The sequence below is a fragment of the Rubellimicrobium thermophilum DSM 16684 genome (assembly GCF_000442315.1).
GTDB classification, from domain to species: Bacteria; Pseudomonadota; Alphaproteobacteria; order Rhodobacterales; family Rhodobacteraceae; genus Rubellimicrobium; species Rubellimicrobium thermophilum.
Window position 1 is genome coordinate 87,830 of record NZ_KE557325.1, and the last position, 20,571, is coordinate 108,400.

15 protein-coding genes and 3 pseudogenes are annotated in these 20,571 nt (G+C 70.4%); 12 read left to right on the forward strand and 6 right to left on the reverse strand.

Going from position 1 to position 20,571, the window contains the following annotated elements; all coding sequences use genetic code 11:
- Positions 1-136 precede the first annotated feature (136 nt).
- Positions 137-631, reverse strand: a complete 495-nt coding sequence (locus tag RUTHE_RS14635; RefSeq protein ID WP_021099265.1) for a transglycosylase SLT domain-containing protein — start codon at positions 629-631, stop codon at positions 137-139.
- Between the two features lie 273 nt (positions 632-904).
- Complete coding sequence (locus RUTHE_RS16565; protein ID WP_021099266.1) at positions 905-1,087, reverse strand: hypothetical protein; 183 nt, start codon at positions 1,085-1,087, stop codon at positions 905-907.
- 254 nt (positions 1,088-1,341) lie between these two features.
- Between RUTHE_RS16565 and RUTHE_RS14640 the strand changes: the two genes are divergently transcribed.
- Genes RUTHE_RS14640 through RUTHE_RS14650 form a run of 3 tightly spaced genes read left to right on the forward strand, consistent with a single transcriptional unit; the run spans position 1,342 to position 3,818 of the window.
- On the forward strand, positions 1,342-2,088 hold the full coding sequence (locus tag RUTHE_RS14640) for an SDR family oxidoreductase (RefSeq protein WP_021099267.1): 747 nt from the start codon (positions 1,342-1,344) through the stop codon (positions 2,086-2,088).
- Positions 2,089-2,102: 14 nt separating this feature from the next.
- Positions 2,103-2,948, forward strand: coding sequence for a fumarylacetoacetate hydrolase family protein (locus tag RUTHE_RS14645; protein WP_021099268.1), 846 nt, complete (start codon positions 2,103-2,105; stop codon positions 2,946-2,948).
- Positions 2,949-2,951: 3 nt separating this feature from the next.
- A complete protein-coding gene (locus RUTHE_RS14650; protein ID WP_021099269.1) occupies positions 2,952-3,818 on the forward strand; it encodes an amidohydrolase family protein in 867 nt (288 codons plus the stop codon).
- Positions 3,819-3,863: 45 nt separating this feature from the next.
- Here the strand turns inward: RUTHE_RS14650 and RUTHE_RS14655 are convergent, their stop codons facing one another.
- Positions 3,864-4,172, reverse strand: a complete 309-nt coding sequence (locus RUTHE_RS14655) for an ATP-dependent Clp protease adaptor ClpS (RefSeq protein ID WP_021099270.1) — start codon at positions 4,170-4,172, stop codon at positions 3,864-3,866.
- Positions 4,173-4,383: 211 nt separating this feature from the next.
- Between RUTHE_RS14655 and RUTHE_RS14660 the strand changes: the two genes are divergently transcribed.
- The 6 genes and pseudogenes from RUTHE_RS14660 (at position 4,384) to RUTHE_RS14685 (ending at position 10,365) form a co-directional block, all read left to right on the forward strand.
- Positions 4,384-5,229: an ABC transporter ATP-binding protein gene (locus RUTHE_RS14660; protein ID WP_021099271.1), complete on the forward strand. Its 846-nt coding sequence runs from the start codon at positions 4,384-4,386 to the stop codon at positions 5,227-5,229.
- Positions 5,226-6,253 (forward strand): annotated as a pseudogene (locus RUTHE_RS14665) (FecCD family ABC transporter permease). Before RUTHE_RS14660 ends, RUTHE_RS14665 begins: the two are co-directional and overlap by 4 nt.
- Positions 6,250-7,314: a FecCD family ABC transporter permease gene (locus tag RUTHE_RS14670; protein ID WP_021099273.1), complete on the forward strand. Its 1,065-nt coding sequence runs from the start codon at positions 6,250-6,252 to the stop codon at positions 7,312-7,314. The pseudogene RUTHE_RS14665 and the gene RUTHE_RS14670 overlap by 4 nt, the downstream one beginning before the upstream one ends.
- 116 nt (positions 7,315-7,430) lie before the next feature.
- Positions 7,431-8,432 (forward strand): ABC transporter substrate-binding protein, encoded by a 1,002-nt coding sequence (locus RUTHE_RS14675; RefSeq protein WP_021099274.1) that lies wholly within the window; start codon positions 7,431-7,433, stop codon positions 8,430-8,432.
- A gap of 5 nt (positions 8,433-8,437) precedes the next feature.
- On the forward strand, positions 8,438-9,397 hold the full coding sequence (locus RUTHE_RS14680) for an ABC transporter substrate-binding protein (RefSeq protein WP_021099275.1): 960 nt from the start codon (positions 8,438-8,440) through the stop codon (positions 9,395-9,397).
- Positions 9,398-9,402: 5 nt separating this feature from the next.
- Positions 9,403-10,365, forward strand: a complete 963-nt coding sequence (locus tag RUTHE_RS14685) for an iron-siderophore ABC transporter substrate-binding protein (protein WP_021099276.1) — start codon at positions 9,403-9,405, stop codon at positions 10,363-10,365.
- A gap of 109 nt (positions 10,366-10,474) precedes the next feature.
- On the opposite strand, the gene RUTHE_RS14690 is transcribed toward RUTHE_RS14685, so the two are convergent.
- The 3 genes and pseudogenes from RUTHE_RS14690 to carB all read right to left on the reverse strand — a co-directional run bounded on the left by RUTHE_RS14690 (position 10,475) and on the right by carB (position 16,662).
- Complete coding sequence (locus RUTHE_RS14690; protein WP_040646022.1) at positions 10,475-12,211, reverse strand: ABC transporter ATP-binding protein; 1,737 nt, start codon at positions 12,209-12,211, stop codon at positions 10,475-10,477.
- 76 nt (positions 12,212-12,287) lie between these two features.
- Complete coding sequence (locus RUTHE_RS14695) at positions 12,288-12,983, reverse strand: IucA/IucC family C-terminal-domain containing protein (RefSeq protein WP_040646024.1); 696 nt, start codon at positions 12,981-12,983, stop codon at positions 12,288-12,290.
- Between the two features lie 353 nt (positions 12,984-13,336).
- Positions 13,337-16,662 (reverse strand): annotated as a pseudogene (carB, locus tag RUTHE_RS14700) (carbamoyl-phosphate synthase large subunit).
- Positions 16,663-16,941: 279 nt separating this feature from the next.
- On the opposite strand from carB, the pseudogene RUTHE_RS18725 reads away from it, so the two are divergent.
- From RUTHE_RS18725 to aspS, 3 genes and pseudogenes are all read left to right on the forward strand, one after another.
- A pseudogene (locus tag RUTHE_RS18725) lies at positions 16,942-18,052 on the forward strand (aminodeoxychorismate synthase component I).
- Positions 18,016-18,681: an aminotransferase class IV family protein gene (locus tag RUTHE_RS14710; RefSeq protein WP_021099282.1), complete on the forward strand. Its 666-nt coding sequence runs from the start codon at positions 18,016-18,018 to the stop codon at positions 18,679-18,681. The pseudogene RUTHE_RS18725 and the gene RUTHE_RS14710 overlap by 37 nt, the downstream one beginning before the upstream one ends.
- 100 nt (positions 18,682-18,781) lie before the next feature.
- Positions 18,782-20,563 (forward strand): aspartate--tRNA ligase, encoded by a 1,782-nt coding sequence (gene aspS, locus RUTHE_RS14715; RefSeq protein WP_021099283.1) that lies wholly within the window; start codon positions 18,782-18,784, stop codon positions 20,561-20,563.
- The last annotated feature ends 8 nt before the right edge of the window (positions 20,564-20,571 follow it).

Below are 20,571 nucleotides of genomic sequence, written 5' to 3' on the forward strand. Positions count from 1 at the left end.
GGCTTCGCGTCAGGCGAGATAGTCCTGGGCTGCGGCGCGGATCCGTTCGGCCGTGAGGGGCGGCGGCGGCCGGGAGGCGACAGGGCGGGAGGAGGGGGGCATCGGTGGCCTGCGGGGCGGCCCGGCGGGCCTGGGATCAGATCCGTTCGCGCGCGGCCAGCCCGGTTTCCACCAGAAGGCCGCGGTTGCGGGCCTCGTAGTAGTAGCCGCGGGCATACCAGCGGATGGCCGCATCGAGATCGCCGTTGGCGACGATATAGGCCCCGCGCAGATAGCGGCCGGCATAGAGGAGATTGACTTCGGGATCGAGCAGATCCTCGGGCGCGCCGCGAAAGCCCATGGTGCGGGCGGTCTGGGGATGGATCTGCATGAGCCCGTAATAGGGGCCGTTGCGGGCGGCCGGGTTGTAGCCCGATTCGCGCTGGATGACGCGATGGAGCAGTTCGGGCGGAATGCCGTGGATCGCCGCGTAGCGGTTGATGAGCGCGCGCATCTGCGGGGTTTCGCCCCTGTGGAGGCCGGTGGTCGCAGCGGAAGGCGCCGCATCGGCCCCCGGTCGGCGTCCGCAGGCGGCCAGTCCGCCCAGGATGAGTGCCAGCGCCGCGCGGCGGCCGATGGAGGATGCCGTCATGTCCTGTCCCGTTCCCGATGGTCTCGCGCCGTCGTGGGGCGGAGTTACGCGCGGCCGGGCGCGGGAGGGAAGGGCCTTGTGCGGGGCGGGATGACCCATCGGCAGGCTTCTGCCGGTGGGGTGCAGGCGGCGGAGGGGAAGAGAAGGGAGGCCAGGGGGCGCGGTCGCCGGGGAGAGCGGGGAGCGGGCCCGCCTGGCCTCCGAGTTCGTTCCGGGTTGGCCCGAGGGAGGGCGGGCCATCGAAGGCCCGGAACGTCGAGGGATGCGCGAGGGTCAGATGCTCGCGTAGTCGCTGAAGATGACGCCGCCGCCGGAGGTGCTGAAGGCTGCCGGATGGCCGGGCTGTGCCGTGAGGCGGGGCCGCGGTTCGGCGGCCTCCATCTGTCGGGTCTCGTCGGCCTGGGCCGGCGGCACCGCCCCTGTCTGGGGGGTGGCTGGCGCGGAGGGCTGGGTCATGGTCGGATCTCGGATGCTCGTTGCCGATCGGGGGCTCTTGCCGGGGTGCCTGTTCCCCGGAGGACTGCGCCTAAGGCCGCCTCGACCTGAAGGCAAGCCTGCCATGATTCGCATTTTCGTGCATCGGCCGTGTCTCGGCGCGGTCCCGCGGCCGTGGTGGCGTGGCGCCTCTGTCACAGCCTTCCGGATGGCGTTGCAACGCCGGGGCAAGCCTGCCAGACAGGAGCCGGAATGCGGGGGGAGGAGCGGACGGCATGGGGCGCCTCGAAGGCAAGCACTGTCTGGTGACGGCGGCGGGGGCGGGGATCGGCCGGGCCTCGGCCCTGGCGATGGCGCGCGAGGGGGCGCAGGTCCTGGCCACCGATATCGACGAAGCCGCGCTCGAATCGCTGGCGGCCGAGGCAGGAGGCGCGCTGATGGTGCGTCGGCTTGATGTCCTCGATGCCACGGCGGTGCAGGCGGCGGTGGCGGCGGCGGGGCCGCTGGATGTGCTCGTCTCCTGCGCGGGGATCGTCCATCACGGCACCATTCTCGATTGCGACGAGGCCGCCTGGGAGCGCTCTGTCGCGCTCAACATGACGGCGATGTACCGGCTCTGCCGGGCGGTGCTGCCCGGCATGATCGCCCGCGGGGGCGGGTCGATCATCGCCATCGCCTCGGTCGCCTCCTCTCTCATCGCCGTGCCCAACCGCTTCGTCTATGGCGCGACCAAGGCCGGCGTGATCGGCATGACCAAATCCATCGCGGCCGATTTCGTGGGGCAGGGGATCCGCGCCAATGCGATCTGCCCCGGCACGGTCGAGACGCCCTCGCTGCAGGAACGGATGCGGGCCCTGGGCGATGCCGAGGCCGCGCGGCGCGCCTTCGTGGAGCGCCAGCCGATGAAGCGGCTCGGCCGGCCCGAGGAGATCGCCCATCTGGTGGTCTATCTCGCCTCGGACGAGAGCGCCTTCACCACCGGAACCGAGCATGTCATCGACGGTGGCTGGACCAATATCTGAAGGGATCGACTGGCATGAAGCTTCTGCGCTGGGGCGAAAGGGGGGCCGAACGGCCGGGGATGGTCGATGCCGAAGGGCGGATGCGCGACCTGACCGGCATCGTTCCCGACATCGCGGGCGAGGTGTTGAGCGACGAGGGACTGGCCCGGTTGCGGGCGCTGGATCCCGCCACGCTGCCCCCGGTGCCCGAGGGGGCGCGCCTCGGCCCCTGCGTCGGCGGCATCGGCAAATTCATCTGCATCGGTCTCAACTATGCCGATCACGCCGCCGAATCGGGCCTCAGCGTGCCGCCCGAGCCGGTCATCTTCATGAAGGCCACCTCGGCCGTCTGCGGGCCGAACGACCCGATCCTGATCCCCCGCGGCAGCCAGAAGACCGACTGGGAGGTGGAGCTGGCCGTCATCATCGGCACGCGCGCCAAATATGTCTCCGAGGCCGAGGCGATGGCCCATGTCGCCGGCTATGCGGTGTGCAACGATGTCTCCGAACGGGCCTTCCAGGCCGAACGGCAGGGCCAGTGGACCAAGGGCAAGAGCTGCGACAATTTCGGCCCCCTCGGGCCGTGGCTCGTGACCCGCGACGAGGTGCCCGATCCGCAGGACCTGCGGATGTGGTGCGATGTGAACGGCCAGCGGATGCAGGACGGATCCACCCGCACGATGGTCTATGGCGTGGCCTATCTGGTCAGCTACCTCAGCCAGTTCTTCACGCTCCATCCCGGTGATGTCATCTCCACCGGGACACCGCCCGGCGTGGGCCTTGGCATGAAGCCCCCCCGCTACCTGAAGGCCGGCGAGGTCGTGACGCTCGGCATCGAGGGCCTGGGCGAGCAGCGGCAGATCTGCGAGGACGATGCCTAGACGATGCGGCTTCTCGATACCCATCTGCATCTGATCGACCGGCGCGTGACCGGGCATGCCTGGACGCACCGGGTGCCGGCGCTCCAGCGCGACTTCCCGCTCGAGGAGGCGCTGATGCTCTATGGCGGGCGGGTCGCGGGATCCATCTTCATGGAGGTCGCGGCGACCGACTGGGTCGCCGAATCGCGCTGGATCGCCGGGCTGATCCGCGAGGGGCGGCTTCTCGGCCAGATTGCCAACTGCCGGCCCGAGACGGACGAGGGCTTCGAGGCCTGGCTGGAGGAGGGACCCTCGCTCGGCGTGGTGGGATACCGCCGCATCCTGCATGAGGACGTGGACGAGGACGTGTCGCTGTCCGAGACCTTCCGCGCCAATGTCCGGCGCATCGGGAAGGCCGGATTCCCCTTCGATGTCAATGTCCTGGGGCGGACGCTGTGGCTGGCCCGCGATCTCGCCCGGGCCTGCCCGGAGATGCGCTTCGTCCTCGACCATTGCGGCACGCCCGACATCGCGGGCGGCGCCTTCGCGGAATGGGCACGGGGCCTGCGCGAGGTGGCGGCCTGCGACAATGTCGTGGTCAAGCTGTCCGGCATCACCGCCTATGCCGCACCGGGACAGGCCACGCTCGAAACCCTGCGCCCCTGGATCCATGAGGTGCTGGAGGTCTTCGGCCCCGCGCGCATGGTCTGGGGCAGCGACTGGCCTGTCTGCAATCTGGGCGCCGGCCTGCCGGGCTGGCTTGCCATCACCGAGGCCGTGCTCGCCGAGCTGTCGCCTGACGAACGCGATGCCATCGGCTGGCGCAATGCCGAGGCCGTCTATGGCGTGCGCCTGCCGCCGGTGGTCGGGGGCGCGACGGCCGGGGGCTGAGCCCCGCCGTCCCGCCGTCCCCTGACCCGGCGGCCGGGGGCGGGGTCAGTCCTCGCGCTCGGTCGTGAAGGCCAGGGGATGGCCGGCGGCGCGGCCCCGCGCGGTGGCGGCCAGGGCCTTGCTTTCGGCCACCTCGCGCGTGAAGACCCCCACGACGCAGGCCCCGCGGCGATGCGCCGTCAGCATGACGCCTGTCGCCTCTCCCTCGGTCATGCGGAAGACGGCCCGGAGAACCGTCACGACGAAATCGCGCGGGGTGAAATCGTCATTGAGGAGGATGACCTTCCACAGCCGCGGCCGCTCTGGCCGTGTCTTCGTCTGCGGCAGCAGGAGGAGATCGGCGGATTCGGGCATGAGCGCGGCTCCGGTGGGGAGGAAGGATAAGACCGACGATGTGCTCTGCCAAGACCGTGCTGCCGATTCCCGGTGCGGGGGGTGCGGCCTGTCCCGGCAGGGATCCCCCATGCGGCAGTCTGCCGCCGGGATGGCCCTGCGGCCTTTACAGGAGGGGCAAGAAGTATATAGAAACTGTCGGGTATGGGATCGGCGGACAGGGGGCCTGATCGTGGATCGCTCTGACAGCATGACCGCCGAGGCCATCCTGCAATGCCGGGATGTGGTGGCCGGCTATGGGGCCGAGCCCGTTGTCCGGGGGGTGAGCCTGCAGGCCCCGGCCGGGCGGCTGACGGCGCTGGTGGGGCCGAATGGCTGCGGCAAGTCCACGCTGCTGAAGACCATGGCGCGGGTGATCGCGCCGCGGTCCGGGCGGGTGGAGATCGACGGACAGTCCGTCCATGCCATGCCCACGCGCGCGGTGGCCCGGCGCATCGCGCTTCTGCCGCAGGGGCCGGTGGCGCCCGAGGGACTGACGGTGCGCGAGCTGGTCGCCCAGGGCCGTTATCCGCATCAGTCGCTGCTGCGGCAGTGGTCGCCGGCCGACAGCGCAGCCGTGGACGCCGCGCTCGCCCGGACCGATCTGGGCGATCTGGCCTCCCGTCCCGTCAACAGCCTGTCGGGCGGCCAGCGACAGCGGGCCTGGATCGCCATGGTGCTGGCGCAGGACACCGACATCCTCCTGCTCGACGAACCGACGACCTTCCTCGATCTGAAGGTGCAGGTCGATCTTCTCTCGCTGTTGTCCCGGATCGCCCATGAGGAGGGCCGGACTGTCGTCGTCGTGCTGCACGAGATCAACATGGCGGCGGCCTTTGCCGACCGGATCGCGATGATGGCCGGGGGGCGGATCCTGGCCGAGGGCCCGCCCGAGGCGGTGGTGACCCCGGACAATCTGGGCCGCGTCTTCGCCCTGGCCGCCGATGTCCTGCAGGCCCCGAGGGGCCGCCATCCTGTCTGCGTGCCGCATCGGCCGATGGCGGACGGGATCGCCTGCATCGCCGCGGCCGCGGAATGATCCGCCTTTCCTCCCCGGTTCCCCCGGCAGGGGCGGCAACCCGCTGGGCGGGGCTGGCCCTGGGGCCGGCGCTCCTCCTGGTTCTGGGTCTTGTCTTCCTGGCCCATGTTGCGGTGGGCGCGAAATCCATTCCCCCTGCCACGGTGATCGAGGCCCTGACAGCGCCCGACCGGGACAACTTCGATCATGTGGTGATCCGCGATCTGCGCCTGCCGCGGGCCATCCATGCCGTGGTGGTGGGGGCGGCGCTGGCGGTGGCGGGGGCCCTGATGCAGGGCGTGACGCGCAATCCCCTGGCCGAGCCCGGTCTGCTCGGGCTCATGGAGGGGGCAGCGCTGGCCGTGGTGCTGTGGATCCTCTGGCAGGGGCCGGGGGGAGCAGCGGGGCTGCCCGTCGTGGCAGCGGCCGGCGCCCTGGGCGGAGCGGCCCTGGTCTGGGCTCTGGCGAGCGCCGTTCCCGGCGGGGCACAGCCGCTGTCGCTGATCCTGTCGGGGGCGCGGTCTCGGCCTTTCTGGCGGCCTTTGTCACGCTGGCGCATCTGCTTGACGACCAGGGATTCCAGTCGCTGCGGATCTGGCTCAACGGGACGCTGGCGGGGCGCTCCCAGGAGGTCTTCCTGTGGGGGCTGCCCTGGTTCGCGGGGGGGCTGCTGCTGGCCTTTGCGATCCGGGGGCAGGTGACGGCCCTTGCCATGGGCGAGGAGGTGGCAACCGGCCTGGGCGTGGATGCCGGGCGGATCCGCATCCTCGCGCTGGGCGCCGTGGTGGCCCTGACGGCAGCCTCGGTGGCGCTGGTCGGGCCGCTCGGCTTTGTCGGTCTCGTGATTCCCCATGCCGCGCGGCTTCTGACAGGGGCCGACTACCGGCGCATCATCCCCGTCTCGGCGGGGCTGGGGGCGATCTATCTTCTGGCTGTCGATATCGTGGCGCGTCTCGCCCTCGCGCCGGTCGAGATCGCAACAGGCCTGGTCACGGCCCTGGTGGGAGGGCCGGTCTTCATCTGGCTCGTCCGGGTGCGGCTGTGAGGGGCGGCGTCTGGCGCATCCGCGCGGCCGGCGGCGTGCTGGCGTTCGAGACCCCGCTGCGGCCGCTGATCGTCCTGTCGGCCCTGTGCGCGGGGCTGGCGGCGACGGGCCTGATCAGCCTGCTGACCGGGAGCTATGGCCTGTCCTGGGGCGAGGCCGCGGCCCTGCTCGCCCGGCCCGAGGCCGGCAGCATGGCCTCGACCGTGATCTGGGAACTGCGCTTTCCCCGGATGCTCGTGGCGCTGATGACCGGGGCGATGCTCGCCCTCTCCGGGGCGATCCTGCAGGGGATCACGCGCAATCCCCTGGCCGATCCCTCGCTGGTGGGGGTGAGTCAGGGCGCCGCCCTGGCGGTGGTGGCGCTGATCGTCCTGTGGCCTGAGGCCCTGCCCGGCCTGCGGCCCCTGATCGCCTTCGGGGGGGCGATCATCGTCGCCGCGGCGATCCTGTCGCTGTCGCGCGGCGCAGACAGTGCGGAAAGCGGCGCCACACTGCGCTTCGTCCTCATGGGGATCGGGGTGGCCGCATTCCTGTCGGCGGTCACGGGCGCCATGCTGACCTATGGTCGCATCGAGGCAGCGCAGTCCGCCTTGGGCTGGCTGTCGGGCAGCATCCATGCCGCCGGCTGGGGCGAGGTGCGGGTCCTGGCGCTTGTCCTGCTCGCCCTGACGCCGGCGCTGATCTGGGCGGGCCGACCCATCGGCGCGCTGCAGTTCGGCCCGGCCATCGCGACGGGTCTCGGTGTGGCCGTGCCGCGCACCCGTGCCGTCCTGATCCTGCTGTCCGTCGCCCTGGCGGCGACGGCCGTTTCGGCCGTCGGGCCGCTCGGCTTTGTCGGACTGGTCGCCCCCCATGTCGCCCGCCGCCTGGCGCATGCCGGGCCGGGGCTGCACCTGGCCCTCTCCGCAGCAACCGGAGCCCTGATGGTGGGGCTGGCGGATCTCGTCGGGCGGGCCGCCTTCGCCCCCCTCCAGATCCCCGCCGGCCTGGTGACGGCGATGGTCGGGGCGCCGGCCTTTGCCCTGCTGATCCTGCGCAGTCAGGCGCGCCGCACACTCTGAGACAGCAGGGGCGGGAGCCCTTGCATATCCGACATTATCTGTCAGAAAAGAGGGCGGACCGAGCCAGCCCTCCGCCCGCTCCGTCGCATCGTCCGGGAACCGGATCGGAGACTGTCATGCGCCCTGCTGCCTCGGCCTTGCCTTGCGCCCTGAGCCTTCTTCTGGCCGGCGCACCGGCCTTCGCCCTCGACTGCCCCGAGGGGCAGCGGCCCTTTACCGATGTCCGCGGCGAGATCTGCATCCCGGCCGATCCACAGCGCATCGTCTCGCTCCATGACATGACGGTCACGCTGCCGCTGCTCGAACTCGGCGCGCCGGTCGTGGGATCCATGGGGCGCATCGACGCGGCGGGCAACCGCTACATGCGGTCCGTCGATCTCGTGCTCGGGCTCGATTTCGAATCCGCGGGGCTGGGCTATATCGGTGCCTGGGAGGAGTTCGACTATGAGGCGGTGGCGGCGCTTGCCCCGGATCTGATCATCGGCAGCCGCTGGGATGCCGACTATGCCGAGCGGATGGGGCGGATCGCCCCTGTCGTGTTGGTGCCCGACGATCCGGCCGACGCCATGAGCCTGGCCCGCGGTGTGGCCGATGCGGGCGGCGTGCTCGACCGCTTCGAGGCCGAGATGGCACGTTATGAGGCCAATCTCGCCCGAGTCCGTGCGGCCCTGCCCGAGGCGCAGGGCATGACCTATGCCGAGGTCCAGGCCGATGGTGGAACGCTCTATGTCTTCACCAATTTCGGCGCATCGACCAAGGTGCTGCGCGATCTGGGTCTGGTTCCCAATGCGCTCACCGCGGAGCTTCTGGCGCAGGGTGTTGCCGACTATGCCGAACTGACAGCCGAGGTGCTGCCCCGGCTTGAGGCGGATGTCGTCCTTGACAGTTTCACGCTTGCCTATGGCGACAGCATGCAGTCCCCGCGCGAGCGGATGGCGGAGGTTATCCCCGGCTGGTGCGACCTGCTGCCCGCCTGTTCCGAGGACCGCTATGTCGTGCTGCCCCGGGAGCTGACCGGTATCAGTTTCCGCGAGCTCGACATGATGCTGGTGGCGATCTCCACCAATCTCGCGCGGATCCTGCACCGCCCTTCCGCCCCTTCCGTTCCCCTGGAGTGACCCTGATGTCGAGATCCCTGACGGCTGTCCTGGCCCTTGTGGCGGCAGTGCCTGCCCTGGCGCAGGACTTTCCCCTGACCCTCGAGACGAAGTTCGGTCCGGTGACGATCGAGGAGCGCCCCGAGCGGGTGGCGACGCTCGACTACGGGGGAGCAGACAACCTGCTGGCGCTGGGGATCCAGCCCCTGACGGCACGGAGCTGGTTCGGCCCCTATGAGGACGGCTTCTGGCCCTGGGCGCGGCCCCTGGTGCAGTCCGAGCCGGTGATGATCGGCGATCCGATCGACATCGAGGCCGTCGCGGCGACGGATCCGGACGTCATCCTCGCCTTCCATTCCGGCATCACGCAGGAGGATTTCGATCGCCTCTCGACCATCGCGCCGGTCGTTGCCGCCCCGCCGGGACGGGGCGATTACGAGCTCGACTGGAAGGGCCGGGCCGAGCGGGCCGCCCTGGCCACCGGACGGGAGGCGGAGGCGGCAGAGCGCATCGCCGCAATCGAGGCGCAGATCGCCGCGCTGCGGGCCGCCAATCCCGAATGGGAAGGACGGACCTTCACCATGCTGACCATCTGGGAGGGGTCCATCGGTCTCTATACCGCGAGCGATCCGACCGTGCAGCTCCTCGCCCAGCTGGGCCTGGTGCCGCATCCGAAGGTCGTGGAGCTGTCGCCGCCCGGCGAGTTCTATCAGCAGATCTCCGAAGAGATCCTGCCCGAGCTCGATGCCGATCTCGTCGTCTGGTACGAGGCGCCGGACGACCCCGAGGTGATGGCCCTGGCCGGCCGGCAGGGGATGCGGGCCCCCGCCGAAGGGCGCGAGATCTTCCTGGCCATCGACAACGAGGTGAACGGGGCGCTGTCCTACGGATCCCTCCTGTCGCTGCCCTATGCGCTCGAACGGCTCGCGCCGGTGATCGACGCCGCCATCGACGGCGATCCTGCCACCCCCGTTCCCCTGGAGTGACCCTGATGTTGTCGAGATCCCTGACGGCTGTCCTGGCCCTTGTGGCGGCAGTGCCGGCGCTGGCGCAGGACTTTCCCCTGACCCTCGAGACGAAGTTCGGCCCGGTGACGATCGAGGAGCGCCCCGAGCGGGTGGCGACGCTCGATTTCAACGGGGCGGACAATCTGCTGGCGCTGGGCATCCAGCCTGTCGTCATCCGCCACTGGTATGGCGACTGGCCGGAGACGGTCTGGCCCTGGGCGGAGGAGGCGCTGACGACGCAGCCCGTGGTCATCGGCTCGCCCATCGACATCGAGGCGGTGGCGGCGGCCGACCCGGATGTCATCATCGGCCTCTGGTCCGGCATCACCGAGGAGGAGTTCCGCCAGCTCAGCCTCATCGCGCCCGTCGTCGCCGTGCCGCCGGGGACAGGTGATTATGCCCTGCCCTGGGAGGAACAGGTGCGGATCATGTCCCGCGCTGTCGGGCGGGCCGAAGAGGCCGAAACGCAGATCGCGGACATCGAGGCGCGGATCGCCGGCATCCGCGAACGCCACCCCGACTGGCAGGGGCGCACAGCCACCGTGGCCTTCTTCTGGGGCGATCGGCTGGGCGTCTATGGGCCGCAGGACATCCGCGCCCAGCTTCTCCACCGGCTGGGTCTGGAGACGCCGCAGGCGGTGTCCGAAGCCGTGCCCCCGGATGCCTTCAGTGTCGATGTCTCGGCCGAACGGCCGGACCTGATCGATGCCGATGCGGTGATCTGGTTCACCGATCAGCCGCAGGAGGCCCTTCTGGCGCTGCCGATCCGCGCCGGGATGCGCGCGCCATCCGAAGGGCGCGAGATCATGGCGGACGAGATGATGGCCAGCGCCTTCAGCCATGCCACGCTGCTGTCGCTGCCCTATGCGCTCGAACGGCTCGAGCCGATGATCGCGGCCGCCATCGACGGCGATCCGGCGACGGCCGTGCCGGAGCAGGACCTCTAGCCGGGCCTGTTCCGGGTCGCCGGGACCGGGTGGCTCTATCGCCCGGTCCGCCCTTGCCTGATGCCGACCCTGCCCCGGCCGATCCCTGTCGGCCGATGAGGAGCGCCCGTCAGGACGCGATCCGTTCGGGCGCCGACTGGGCGGCCACCAGACGGGCATAGAGACCGCCGCGGGCCATCAGCTCGGCATGGCGGCCGCGTTCGACGATGCGCCCGCCGTCCAGCACCAGGATCTGGTCGGCCTCGCGGATCGTGGACAGGCGATGCGCGATCATCACCGTCGTCCGCCCCTGCATCAGACGGTCGAGACTGTCCTGGATCGCCCGTTCGGTCTCGCTGTCCACGGCGCTTGTCGCCTCGTCGAGGATGAGAATGGGCGCGTCCTTGAGCATCGCCCGCGCGATCGAAAGGCGCTGCTTCTGGCCCCCCGACAGCCGCACCCCGCGTTCGCCCACGATCGTGTCATAGCCCTGGGGCAGGGACAGGATGAAGTCATGCGCCCTGGCCGCCCGCGCCGCGGCCTCCACCTCGGCATCCGACGCGCCGGGGCGGCCGAAGCGGATATTCTCGCGCACGGTGTCGTTGAAGAGGAAGACATCCTGCAGCACCATCGAGACATTCGCCCGCAGATCGGCCAGACGGATCTGCCGCAGGTCATGCCCGTCAAGCTGGACGACCCCGGCAGTCGGATCATGGAAGCGGGCGATGAGATGGGCCAGCGTGGACTTGCCCGCCCCCGTCGCCCCGACCAGGGCCAGCGAGCGGCCAGCCGGTAGCGTCAGGTCGATCTCGTGCAGGACGCGATCATGACCGGGATAGGAGAAGCTGACACCCCTCAGGGCGATCTCGCCCCTTGCCCGCCCGAGCGCAAGACCCTGCGGCGGATCGGCGACCTCCGGTTCATGGGCCAGCACCTCGCCGATGCGGGCGAGGCTTGCGAGGCTCTTCTGGAAGGATTCCGCCGCCCCCGCGACGCTGTGCAGCGGCAGATAGATGGCCGCGATATAGAGAACGAAGGCCACCAGATCGCCCACTGCGATCTGCCCGGCAAGGGCCATCTGCCCGCCGATCAGCACCACGGCCGCAGTGGACAGGCCGGCGGCCCCCTCCACCAGCGGTTCGAATCCGGCCATCACCTTGCGCGCATGCATCTGGGCCGAGGCCAGATCCTGCGAGGCGGCGGCAAAGCGCCGGGCTTCGGCGGTCTCGCGGTTGAAGATCTGGATCTCGCGCATGCCGGCGACCTGATCCTGGGCAAGGGCTGAGGTGCTCCCGAAGAGCCGGCCTTCGCGGTCGAAGGCCTGCTGCGCCAGACCGCCGAGCCGCCAGACCCCCCACAGCGCGAAGGGCAGGGGCAGGATCGCCAGCACCGCCAGAAGCGGCGAGATCGTCAGCAGGACGATGAAGACGCCCAGTCCGATCAGCGTCGAGACGACGAATCCATAGACCGCATCGGCCAGAAGCGGCTCCATCTCCTCGGTATCTCGCATGATGCGGCTGACGAGATCGCCGCTCGAGCGGGCGGCGAAATAGGCCGGAGAGAAGAGCTGCAGCCGCGCCTGCACCGCATTGCGCATGTCCCGCACGGTGGAGAAGGCGACGACATGGCTCAGATGGAACACCGCCCCCGTTGCCAGACTGCGCAGGAGGGCCACCCCCGCCAGCAGCCCGGCGACACCGGCCAGCCCGCCGGCCGAACCGCCGGCTTCGATCCGGCGGACGATCTCGCCGATCAGCCAGGGGCCGAGAAGGCCGGTGGCCGCCACCGTCAGCACCGCCAGCAGCACGGCCAGGGCGGTGCCGCGATAGGGGCGGACGAACTGCCTCAGCAGGCGGATCCGGCCCATGCGGGCCCTTCGCGGGCGATCGGGGTTCAGCATCGCACCCCCCCGCCGGCCGGACAGGCGAAGGGGACAGGCGCCGTCAGACTGCCGGGCATGGATCCTCCTCCGGACCGGCGGCGGCCGCTGCCGCGCGTTGCCCCTCCTGCCAGTCCTGCCAGCGCCGGATCTGTTCCTCGGGCGCCAGATGGACGCAGGTGGAGCAATAGCCGTTGCCCCCCCATGTATAGGCCCGGCAGCAGCCCCCCCGCGCGCGCCAGATCTCGCGGCTTTCGGGCAGGTTCCGGGCGGGATCGGCCGGCAGGACCAGTTCGACGATGCGCCTTTGCCGGGCGAAGAAGCGGCCGCCCTGGCGGGCCGACAGGGCCTCGGCCTCGGCCGGCAGAAGGGCGGTCCGCCCCAGGGCGCGGGCCGGCTCGATCAGGCCGAGCACGAGCCCGTCCCCCGCCAGCCGCCACAGGGCGGGGCGGGACAGGCCGCTGGCCGCGTGAAGCCCTTCGGTCAGCGGGGCGACCAGCCGGGCAAAGCTGTCCTCGAAGGCCATGCGGAAGGCGGGATCGCCGGGGCATCCGCGTCGCAGGGCCGGGCAGGGCGGCAGGAGGCGGACGGTCCAGGCCCGGCCGATCCCGCTCTGGCCCTCATGGGTCCAGTGGACATCCCGCGGCTCGAGCGCGAGGGCGCCGGGATCCGGATCCACCACCAGACCATGGAGATACAGATGGCCGAGCACGCTGCCCAGCGCCCAGCCGATCGCATCCATGAAATAGGCAGCCCCCACCTTGCGGTCTGCCCCGGGGCAATCGGCCGTCTCGCGCGTGATCTGCCGATCCAGCAGCCCGTCTTCCCCGTTGCACAGACGCAGGAAGGGGAGGGCCTCCCCGCCGGCTGGCCCGAATGCCGCCCGCGGCGACCAGATGTCCGGCGCCGGCAGACGGTCCAGGACGGATGCCAGAAGGGCCGCTTCGGCATCGGCAGCCGGAGGGAGGCAGGGGATGGCTCATGACGGATCCCGGTTCGACGGCGCGGACGCCCCCTCCGAGGATTCGGAGTGGTCCGGGATTTCTGACTTGAATCGTAAACTATGTCAAACCATGCCGGGGCGGGCTGTCCGGTCGGCCAGCCCTGCTCCCTTCAGGCCTGGAGGCTGCGGACCCCGATCTCGCCTTCCTCGCGCGCGCGGATGGCCAGGGCCGCGGCATGCGCCCCGGCGGCGGTGGTGAAATAGGGGATGCGGTCCATGAGGGCGACCGTCCGGATCTCGCGCGAGTCGCTGATGGCCTGGGTGCCGTCGGTGGTGTTCATGACGAGGGCGATCTCGCCGTCCTTGAGACGGTCCACGATGGTGCGGCCGCCCTCATAGACCTTGTTGACCTGTTCGCAGGGAAGGCCATGGGCGGCGAGCCAGGCGGCCGTGCCGCGGGTGGCAACCAGCGTGAAGCCCAGATCGTGCAGGATGCGGCAGGCTTCGTGCATGATCTCGCCCTTGTCCGCATCGCGGATCGAGACGAAGGCCGCCCCCCCTTCGGCAGATGGACGCCGGCGCCCATCTGGGCCTTGAGGAAGGCGCGCGGGAAGCTGCGGTCCCAGCCCATGACCTCTCCGGTCGAGCGCATCTCGGGCCCGAGCAGCGGGTCCACGCCGGGGAAGCGGGCGAAGGGCAGGACCGCCTCCTTGACCGAGAACCAGGGCATCGCCGGATCGGCGAGGGTCATGGGATCGGCATAGGGCAGGGGCGTGTCGTAGGAGACGTTCTCGTAAGGCGGGCGAAGGGGGAAGGCATCCAGCGTCTCGCCGGCCATGAGGCGGGCGGCGATCGAGGCGATGGCGCTGTCGGTCGCCTTGGCCACGAAGGGCACGGTGCGGCTGGCGCGGGGATTGACCTCGAGCAGGTAGATCTCGCCGTCCTTGACGGCGAACTGGACATTCATCAGTCCCACGACACCCAGCGCGAGGGCCAGGGCCTCCGTCTGGCGTTCGATCCCGGCGATGATCGCCGGAGGCAGGGAATGGGGCGGCAGACAGCAGGCGCTGTCGCCGGAATGGACACCGGCCTCCTCGATATGCTGCATGATGCCGGCGACATGGACACGGCGCCCGTCGCAGAGCGCGTCCACGTCCACCTCGGTCGCGCCCGAGAGATAGCTGTCGAGCAGCACCGGGCTGTCGCCCGAGACATGGACAGCCTCGCGGATGTAGCGGTCGAGCTGGGCTTCGTCCCGCACGATCTCCATCGCCCGCCCGCCGAGCACATAGGAGGGGCGGATGACGAGGGGAAAGCCGATCTCTCCGGCGATCCGCAGCGCCTCTTCGGCAGAGCGGGCGATGCCGTTGCGGGGCTGCTTCAGGCCGAGGCGGTTGACGAGGCCCTGGAAGCGCTCGCGGTCCTCGGCGAGGTCGATCGCATCGGGCGAGGTGCCGAGGATGGGGATTCCGGCCTCATGCAGCGCGCCCGCGATCTTGAGCGGCGTCTGGCCGCCGAACTGGACGATGACACCCAGAAGGGTGCCTGCCTCCTGTTCGACGCGCAGGATCTCCATGACATGCTCGAAGGTGACGGGCTCGAAATAGAGACGGTCGGAGGTGTCGTAATCGGTGGAGACCGTCTCGGGGTTGCAGTTGACCATGATGGTCTCGTAGCCCGCGGCCGAGAGCGCGAAGCAGGCGTGGCAGCAGCAGTAATCGAACTCGATCCCCTGACCGATCCGGTTCGGGCCGCCGCCGAGGATCACCACCTTCCTGCGGTCCGACGGGCGCGCCTCGCATTCCGCCTTGCCCATCGCGGGGGATTCGTAGGTGGAATACATGTAGGGGGTCTGGGCCTCGAACTCGGCGGCGCAGGTATCGATGCGCTTGAAGACGGCGGTGACGCCCAGCCTCTGCCGGGCGCGGCGGACCTGCCCCTCGTCCCGGCCGGTGAGCCGGGCCAGGCGCGCATCGGTGAACCCCATCATCTTGAGGGCGCGCAGCCCCTCCTCGGTCACGGGCAGGCCGTCGCGACGGATACGCTCCTCGGTCTCCACGATCTCGCGGATGCGGGCGAGGAACCAGGGGTCATAGGCGGTGGCCTGATGGATCTCCTCGTCCGAAAGGCCGTGACGCATGGCCTGGGCGATGGTGCGCAGACGGTCCGGCGTGGCGCGGCTGAGCGCGGCGATGACGGCGCCCTTCTCCGGCGCACCGGGGATCTGGATCTCGTCGAAGCCGGTCAGACCTGTCTCCAGCGAGGCGAGCGCCTTCTGCACGCTTTCGTGGAAGCTGCGGCCGATGGCCATCGCCTCGCCCACGGACTTCATGGCGGTGGTCAGCTCGGGCTTCGCGCCGGGGAACTTCTCGAAGGCGAAGCGGGGGATCTTGGTCACGACATAGTCGATCGAGGGTTCGAAGGACGCGGGCGTGACGCGGGTGATGTCGTTGTCGAGCTCGTCGAGCGTGTAGCCGACCGCGAGCTTGGCCGCGACCTTGGCGATGGGGAATCCTGTCGCCTTGGAGGCGAGCGCAGAGGACCGCGACACCCGGGGGTTCATCTCGATGACGACCATGCGGCCGTCGGCCGGGTTGATGGCCCACTGGACGTTGGATCCGCCCGTCTCCACTCCGATCTCGCGCAGCACGGCGATGGAGCCGTTGCGCATCTGCTGGTATTCGCGGTCGGTCAGCGTGAGCGCCGGGGCGACGGTGATCGAATCGCCCGTATGCACGCCCATCGGATCCACATTCTCGATGGAGCAGACGATGATGGCGTTGTCCGCCTTGTCGCGGACCACCTCCATCTCGAACTCCTTCCAGCCGAGCAGCGATTCGTCGATCAGGATCTGCCCCACGGGCGAGGCATCCAGACCGGCGCGGCAGAGGGCTTCGTATTCGGCGCGGTTGTAGGCGACGCCCCCCCCGGTGCCACCCAGCGTGAAGGCCGGACGGATGATGGCGGGCAGGCCGACCTTCTCGAGCGCCTCCATGGCCAGGCGCACCCCTTCGCGCAGGTCGCGCCGCCCGTCCACCAGGGGGGCGGTGACGATCTCGGCCCGGGGGTTCTGCAGGCCGATCCGCTCCATCGCCTCGCGGAAGAGCTTGCGGTCCTCGGCCTTTTCGATGGCCTCGCGCCGGGCGCCGATCATCTCCACCCCGAACCGGTCCAGAACGCCCATGTCGGCCAGGGCGAGGGCCGTGTTCAGACCGGTCTGCCCGCCCATCGTCGGCAGCAGGGCGTCGGGTCGCTCCTTCTCGATGATCTTGGCGACGATTTCGGGCGTGATCGGCTCGATGTAGGTGGCATCGGCAAGACCGGGATCGGTCATGATCGTCGCCGGGTTGGAGTTGACAAGGATGACCCGGTAGCCTTCCTCCTTCAGCGCCTTGCAGGCCTGGGCGCCGGAATAGTCGAACTCGCAGGCCTGGCCGATGACGATGGGCCCGGCGCCGATGATGAGGATGCTCTGGATGTCCGTCCGCTTCGGCATCGTTCTTCCCCCGTCCGGCGCAAATTGGCCGCGCTTATAGACGCGGGGGAAACAGGCGCAAGCGGCCGGTGGCGCGGGGCGCGCCGGAGCGGGACGCATGGCACGGGGGCCGCATCCGGGATGCGGCCTTCCTCTCCGGCAGGCGTTGATTCCGGCGCGCACAGCGCATAGCCCCGTCGCACCGGGCCGGCGGTCGCGCCCGGTCGGAGATGCCGGGTCGCCTGCCGTGACGTCCTTCCTCATCGGTCCGCCGTCGCCCCCCTGCGGGCGCCCTGCGCCATGATCCTGCTCGACCACGGGCCCGGCGGGCGCCCTGCCGCTTTCCTCTTCCCGCAGGGGCTGATCCTCGCGCGGGAGCCGGGCGAGGTGGGGCCCGCCCTCGCCCATGCCGACGAGGCCCGCGCGGCAGGGGCATGGGTGGCAGGCTGGATCGCCTATGAGGCCGGCGCCGCCTTCGAGCCGCGCCTGGCCGGGGTGTGGCGGGGGGGCGATGCGCCTCTCCTCGTCCTTGGGCTGTTCGACGGGCCGGTCGCCCCGCCCCCCATCGTGGCCGACCGCGACGGGCATCTGTCGCGGCCCGAGCCGATGATCGCGCGTGCCGATTACGACCGGGCCCTTGCCGCGGCCCTCGGCTATATTGCGGCGGGGGATGTCTATCAGGTGAACCTGACCTTCCCCCTCCGGGCGCGGCTGTCGGGCGATCCGCTGCCGCTCTGGGCGCGGCTGCGGACGGCGGGGGGCCGTGGGCCATGGGGCCTTTGCCGATCTGGGCCAGGGGCCGGTCGTGGCCTCGCTCTCGCCCGAGCTGTTCTTCCGCGTGCAGGGCGGGCGGATCACGGCGCGGCCCATGAAGGGCACCGCCCCGCGCGATCCCGACCCCGCCCGCGACAGCGCCCTGGCCGGAAACCTGCGGCGATCGGCCAAGGCCCGGGCGGAAAACCTGATGATCGTGGACCTGCTGCGCAACGACATCGGCCGGCTGTCGCGGACGGGCAGCGTGCGCGTGCCGGCGCTCTTTGCCATCGAATCCTATGCCACCGTGCATCAGATGACCTCCACGGTGACGGGCGATCTGGCCGAGCCGCCTGCCCTGTCGCGCCTGATGCCCGCCCTGTTCCCCTGCGGATCGGTCACCGGAGCGCCGAAGATCCGGGCGATGCAGGTGATTCGCGAGCTGGAACCCTTTGCGCGGGGGCCCTATTGCGGGGCGGTGGGCTGGATGGCCCCGGGGGGGGATTGCGACTGGTCCGTCGCGATCCGCACCCTGGCGATCGAGGGTGAGGCCGTGACAATCGGCGTCGGCGGCGGAATCGTGGCCGATTCGACCGCGGCCGGCGAATGGGAGGAGGCCCTGTGGAAGGCACGCTTCCTGAATCCCGCCATCCGCTGAGGCCCGCGCCCCTGCGCGACGATGGCGATCCCGGCCTGCGTCTGATCGAGACGCTGGCCTGGGACGGCACGGCCCCGCGGCGCGAGGCACGCCATCTTGCCCGCATGGCCGGGGCCGCTGCCCGGCTCGGCTGGCCCTTCGATCCCGCGGCCGCCGCACGGATCCTGCGCGAGGGGCGCCGCGGACCGGCCCGGTTGCGGCTGACCATGGGGCGCGACGGCTCCTTCCGCGTCGAGGAAGGGCCGCTGCCGGCGCCGGCTGCGCTCTGGCGGGTGCGGCTGCATCCCCGGCGCCTGTGCTCGGCCGATCCCTGGCTGGGCATCAAGTCCAGCCGCCGTGCCCTCTATGACAAAGCCCGCGCGGCGCTCCCCGACGGGGTGGACGAATGGCTGTTCCTCAATGAACGGGGCGAGCTCTGCGAAGGCACCATCACCACCCTGTTCTTCGACCGCGGAGCGGGCTGGCGGACGCCGCCCCTGGCCTGCGGCTGCCTTCCCGGGGTGCTGCGCGCCGAAATGATCGAGACCGGCGCCGCCCGCGAGGAGATCCTGTTGGTCGAAGATCTGCCCCGGACGCGCCTCGCCCTGGGCAACGCCCTGCGCGGCCTCGTGCCGGCGGTCCTCGTCTGAGGGGGAAGGAAAGGCGGGCGGGGCCCCGCACAGCCCCCTCCGGCTTGACTTCGCCTGCCTGTTGCGATGGATCGGCGGGACCGTCCGAAGGAGGCGCCCCATGCACCGCTACCGCAGCCATACCTGCGCCGATCTGCGCCCCGACCATGCGGGACAGGCGGTGCGCCTGTCCGGCTGGGTCCACAGGGTGCGCGACCATGGCGGCATCCTCTTCGTGGATCTGCGCGACCATTACGGCATCACCCAGTGCCTGGCCGACCCGGACTCCCCCGTCTTTGCCGAGGTGGAACGGCTGCGTGCCGAATCCTGCGTGCGCATCGACGGGGTCGTGAAGCGGCGCGACCCCGCCCTTGTCAATCCGAAGATCCCGACCGGCGAGATCGAGGTCTTCATCCGGGCCCTCGAAGTCCTGGGTCCGGCGGGCGACCTGCCCCTTCAGGTCTTCGGGGATCAGGAATACCCCGAGGAGACACGCCTGCGCTACCGCTTTCTCGATCTGCGCCGCGAGGCGATGCAGCGCAAGATGATGCTGCGGTCGGACGTGATCCGGTCCCTGCGGCAGCGGATGTGGGCGCAGGGCTTCCGCGAATACCAGACGCCGATCATCACCGCCTCCTCCCCCGAAGGGGCGCGGGACTTCCTGGTGCCCTCGCGCCTGCATCCGGGCAAGTTCTATGCCCTGCCGCAGGCGCCCCAGCAGTTCAAGCAGCTCCTGATGGTGTCGGGCTTCGACCGCTATTTCCAGATCGCCCCCTGTTTCCGCGACGAGGATCCCCGCGCCGACCGCAGCCCGACCGACTTCTACCAGCTCGACATGGAGATGTCCTTCGTCACGCAGGAGGATGTCTTTGCCGCCATGGAGCCGGTCCTGCGCGGCGTCTTCGAGGAGTTCGGCGGCGGGCGCAAGGTCGATGCCGACTGGCCCCGCATCTCTCATGCCGATGCCGCGCTGTGGTATGGTACCGACAAGCCCGACCTGCGCAATCCGATCCGGATGCAGCGTGTCTCGGATCATTTCCGCGGTTCGGGCTTCCGCGTCTTCGCCGCCCTGCTCGAGCAGGAGGGAACCGAGGTGCGCGCCATTCCCGCCCCCGGCGGGGGCAGCCGTGCCTTCTGCGACCGCATGAATGCCTGGGCCCAGAAGGAAGGTCTGCCGGGGATGGGCTACATCTTCTGGCGGCAGGCCGAAGGCGGCGGGCTCGAAGCCGCCGGCCCCATCGCCAAGGCCCTCGGCCCCGAACGGACCGAGGCCATCCGCCTGCAGCTCGGCCTCGGCGAGGGGGATGCGGCCTTCTTCCTGGGCGGCCGGCCGGCCGTCTTCGAGAAGATCGCCGGACGGGCCCGGGTCCTGATCGGCGAGGAGCTGGGCCTGACCGAGAAGGACCGCTTCGCCTTTGCCTGGATCGTCGATTTCCCGATGTTCGAGCGCGACCCGGAGACGGGACGGATCGACTTCTCCCACAACCCCTTCTCCATGCCGCAGGGGGGGCTGGCCGCGCTCGACGGCGATCCCCTGCAGGTCGTGGCCTATCAGTATGACCTGGCCTGCAACGGCTACGAGCTCGTCTCGGGCGGGATCCGCAACCATACGCCCGAGATCATGTTCCGCGCCTTCGAGATCGCAGGCTATGGCCGGGAGGAGGTGGAGCGGCGCTTCGGCGGAATGGTCAATGCCTTCCGCTACGGGGCGCCGCCGCATGGCGGATGTGCCGCCGGGATCGACCGCATGGTGATGCTGCTCGCCGACGAGCCGAATATCCGCGAAGTCATCCTCTTCCCGATGAACCAGCGGGCCGAGGATCTGCTGATGGGGGCGCCCTCCGATCCCACGCCCCAGCAGCTGCGCGAGCTGGGTCTGCGCATCGTGAAGGAGACGGCGTGACGGCGGAG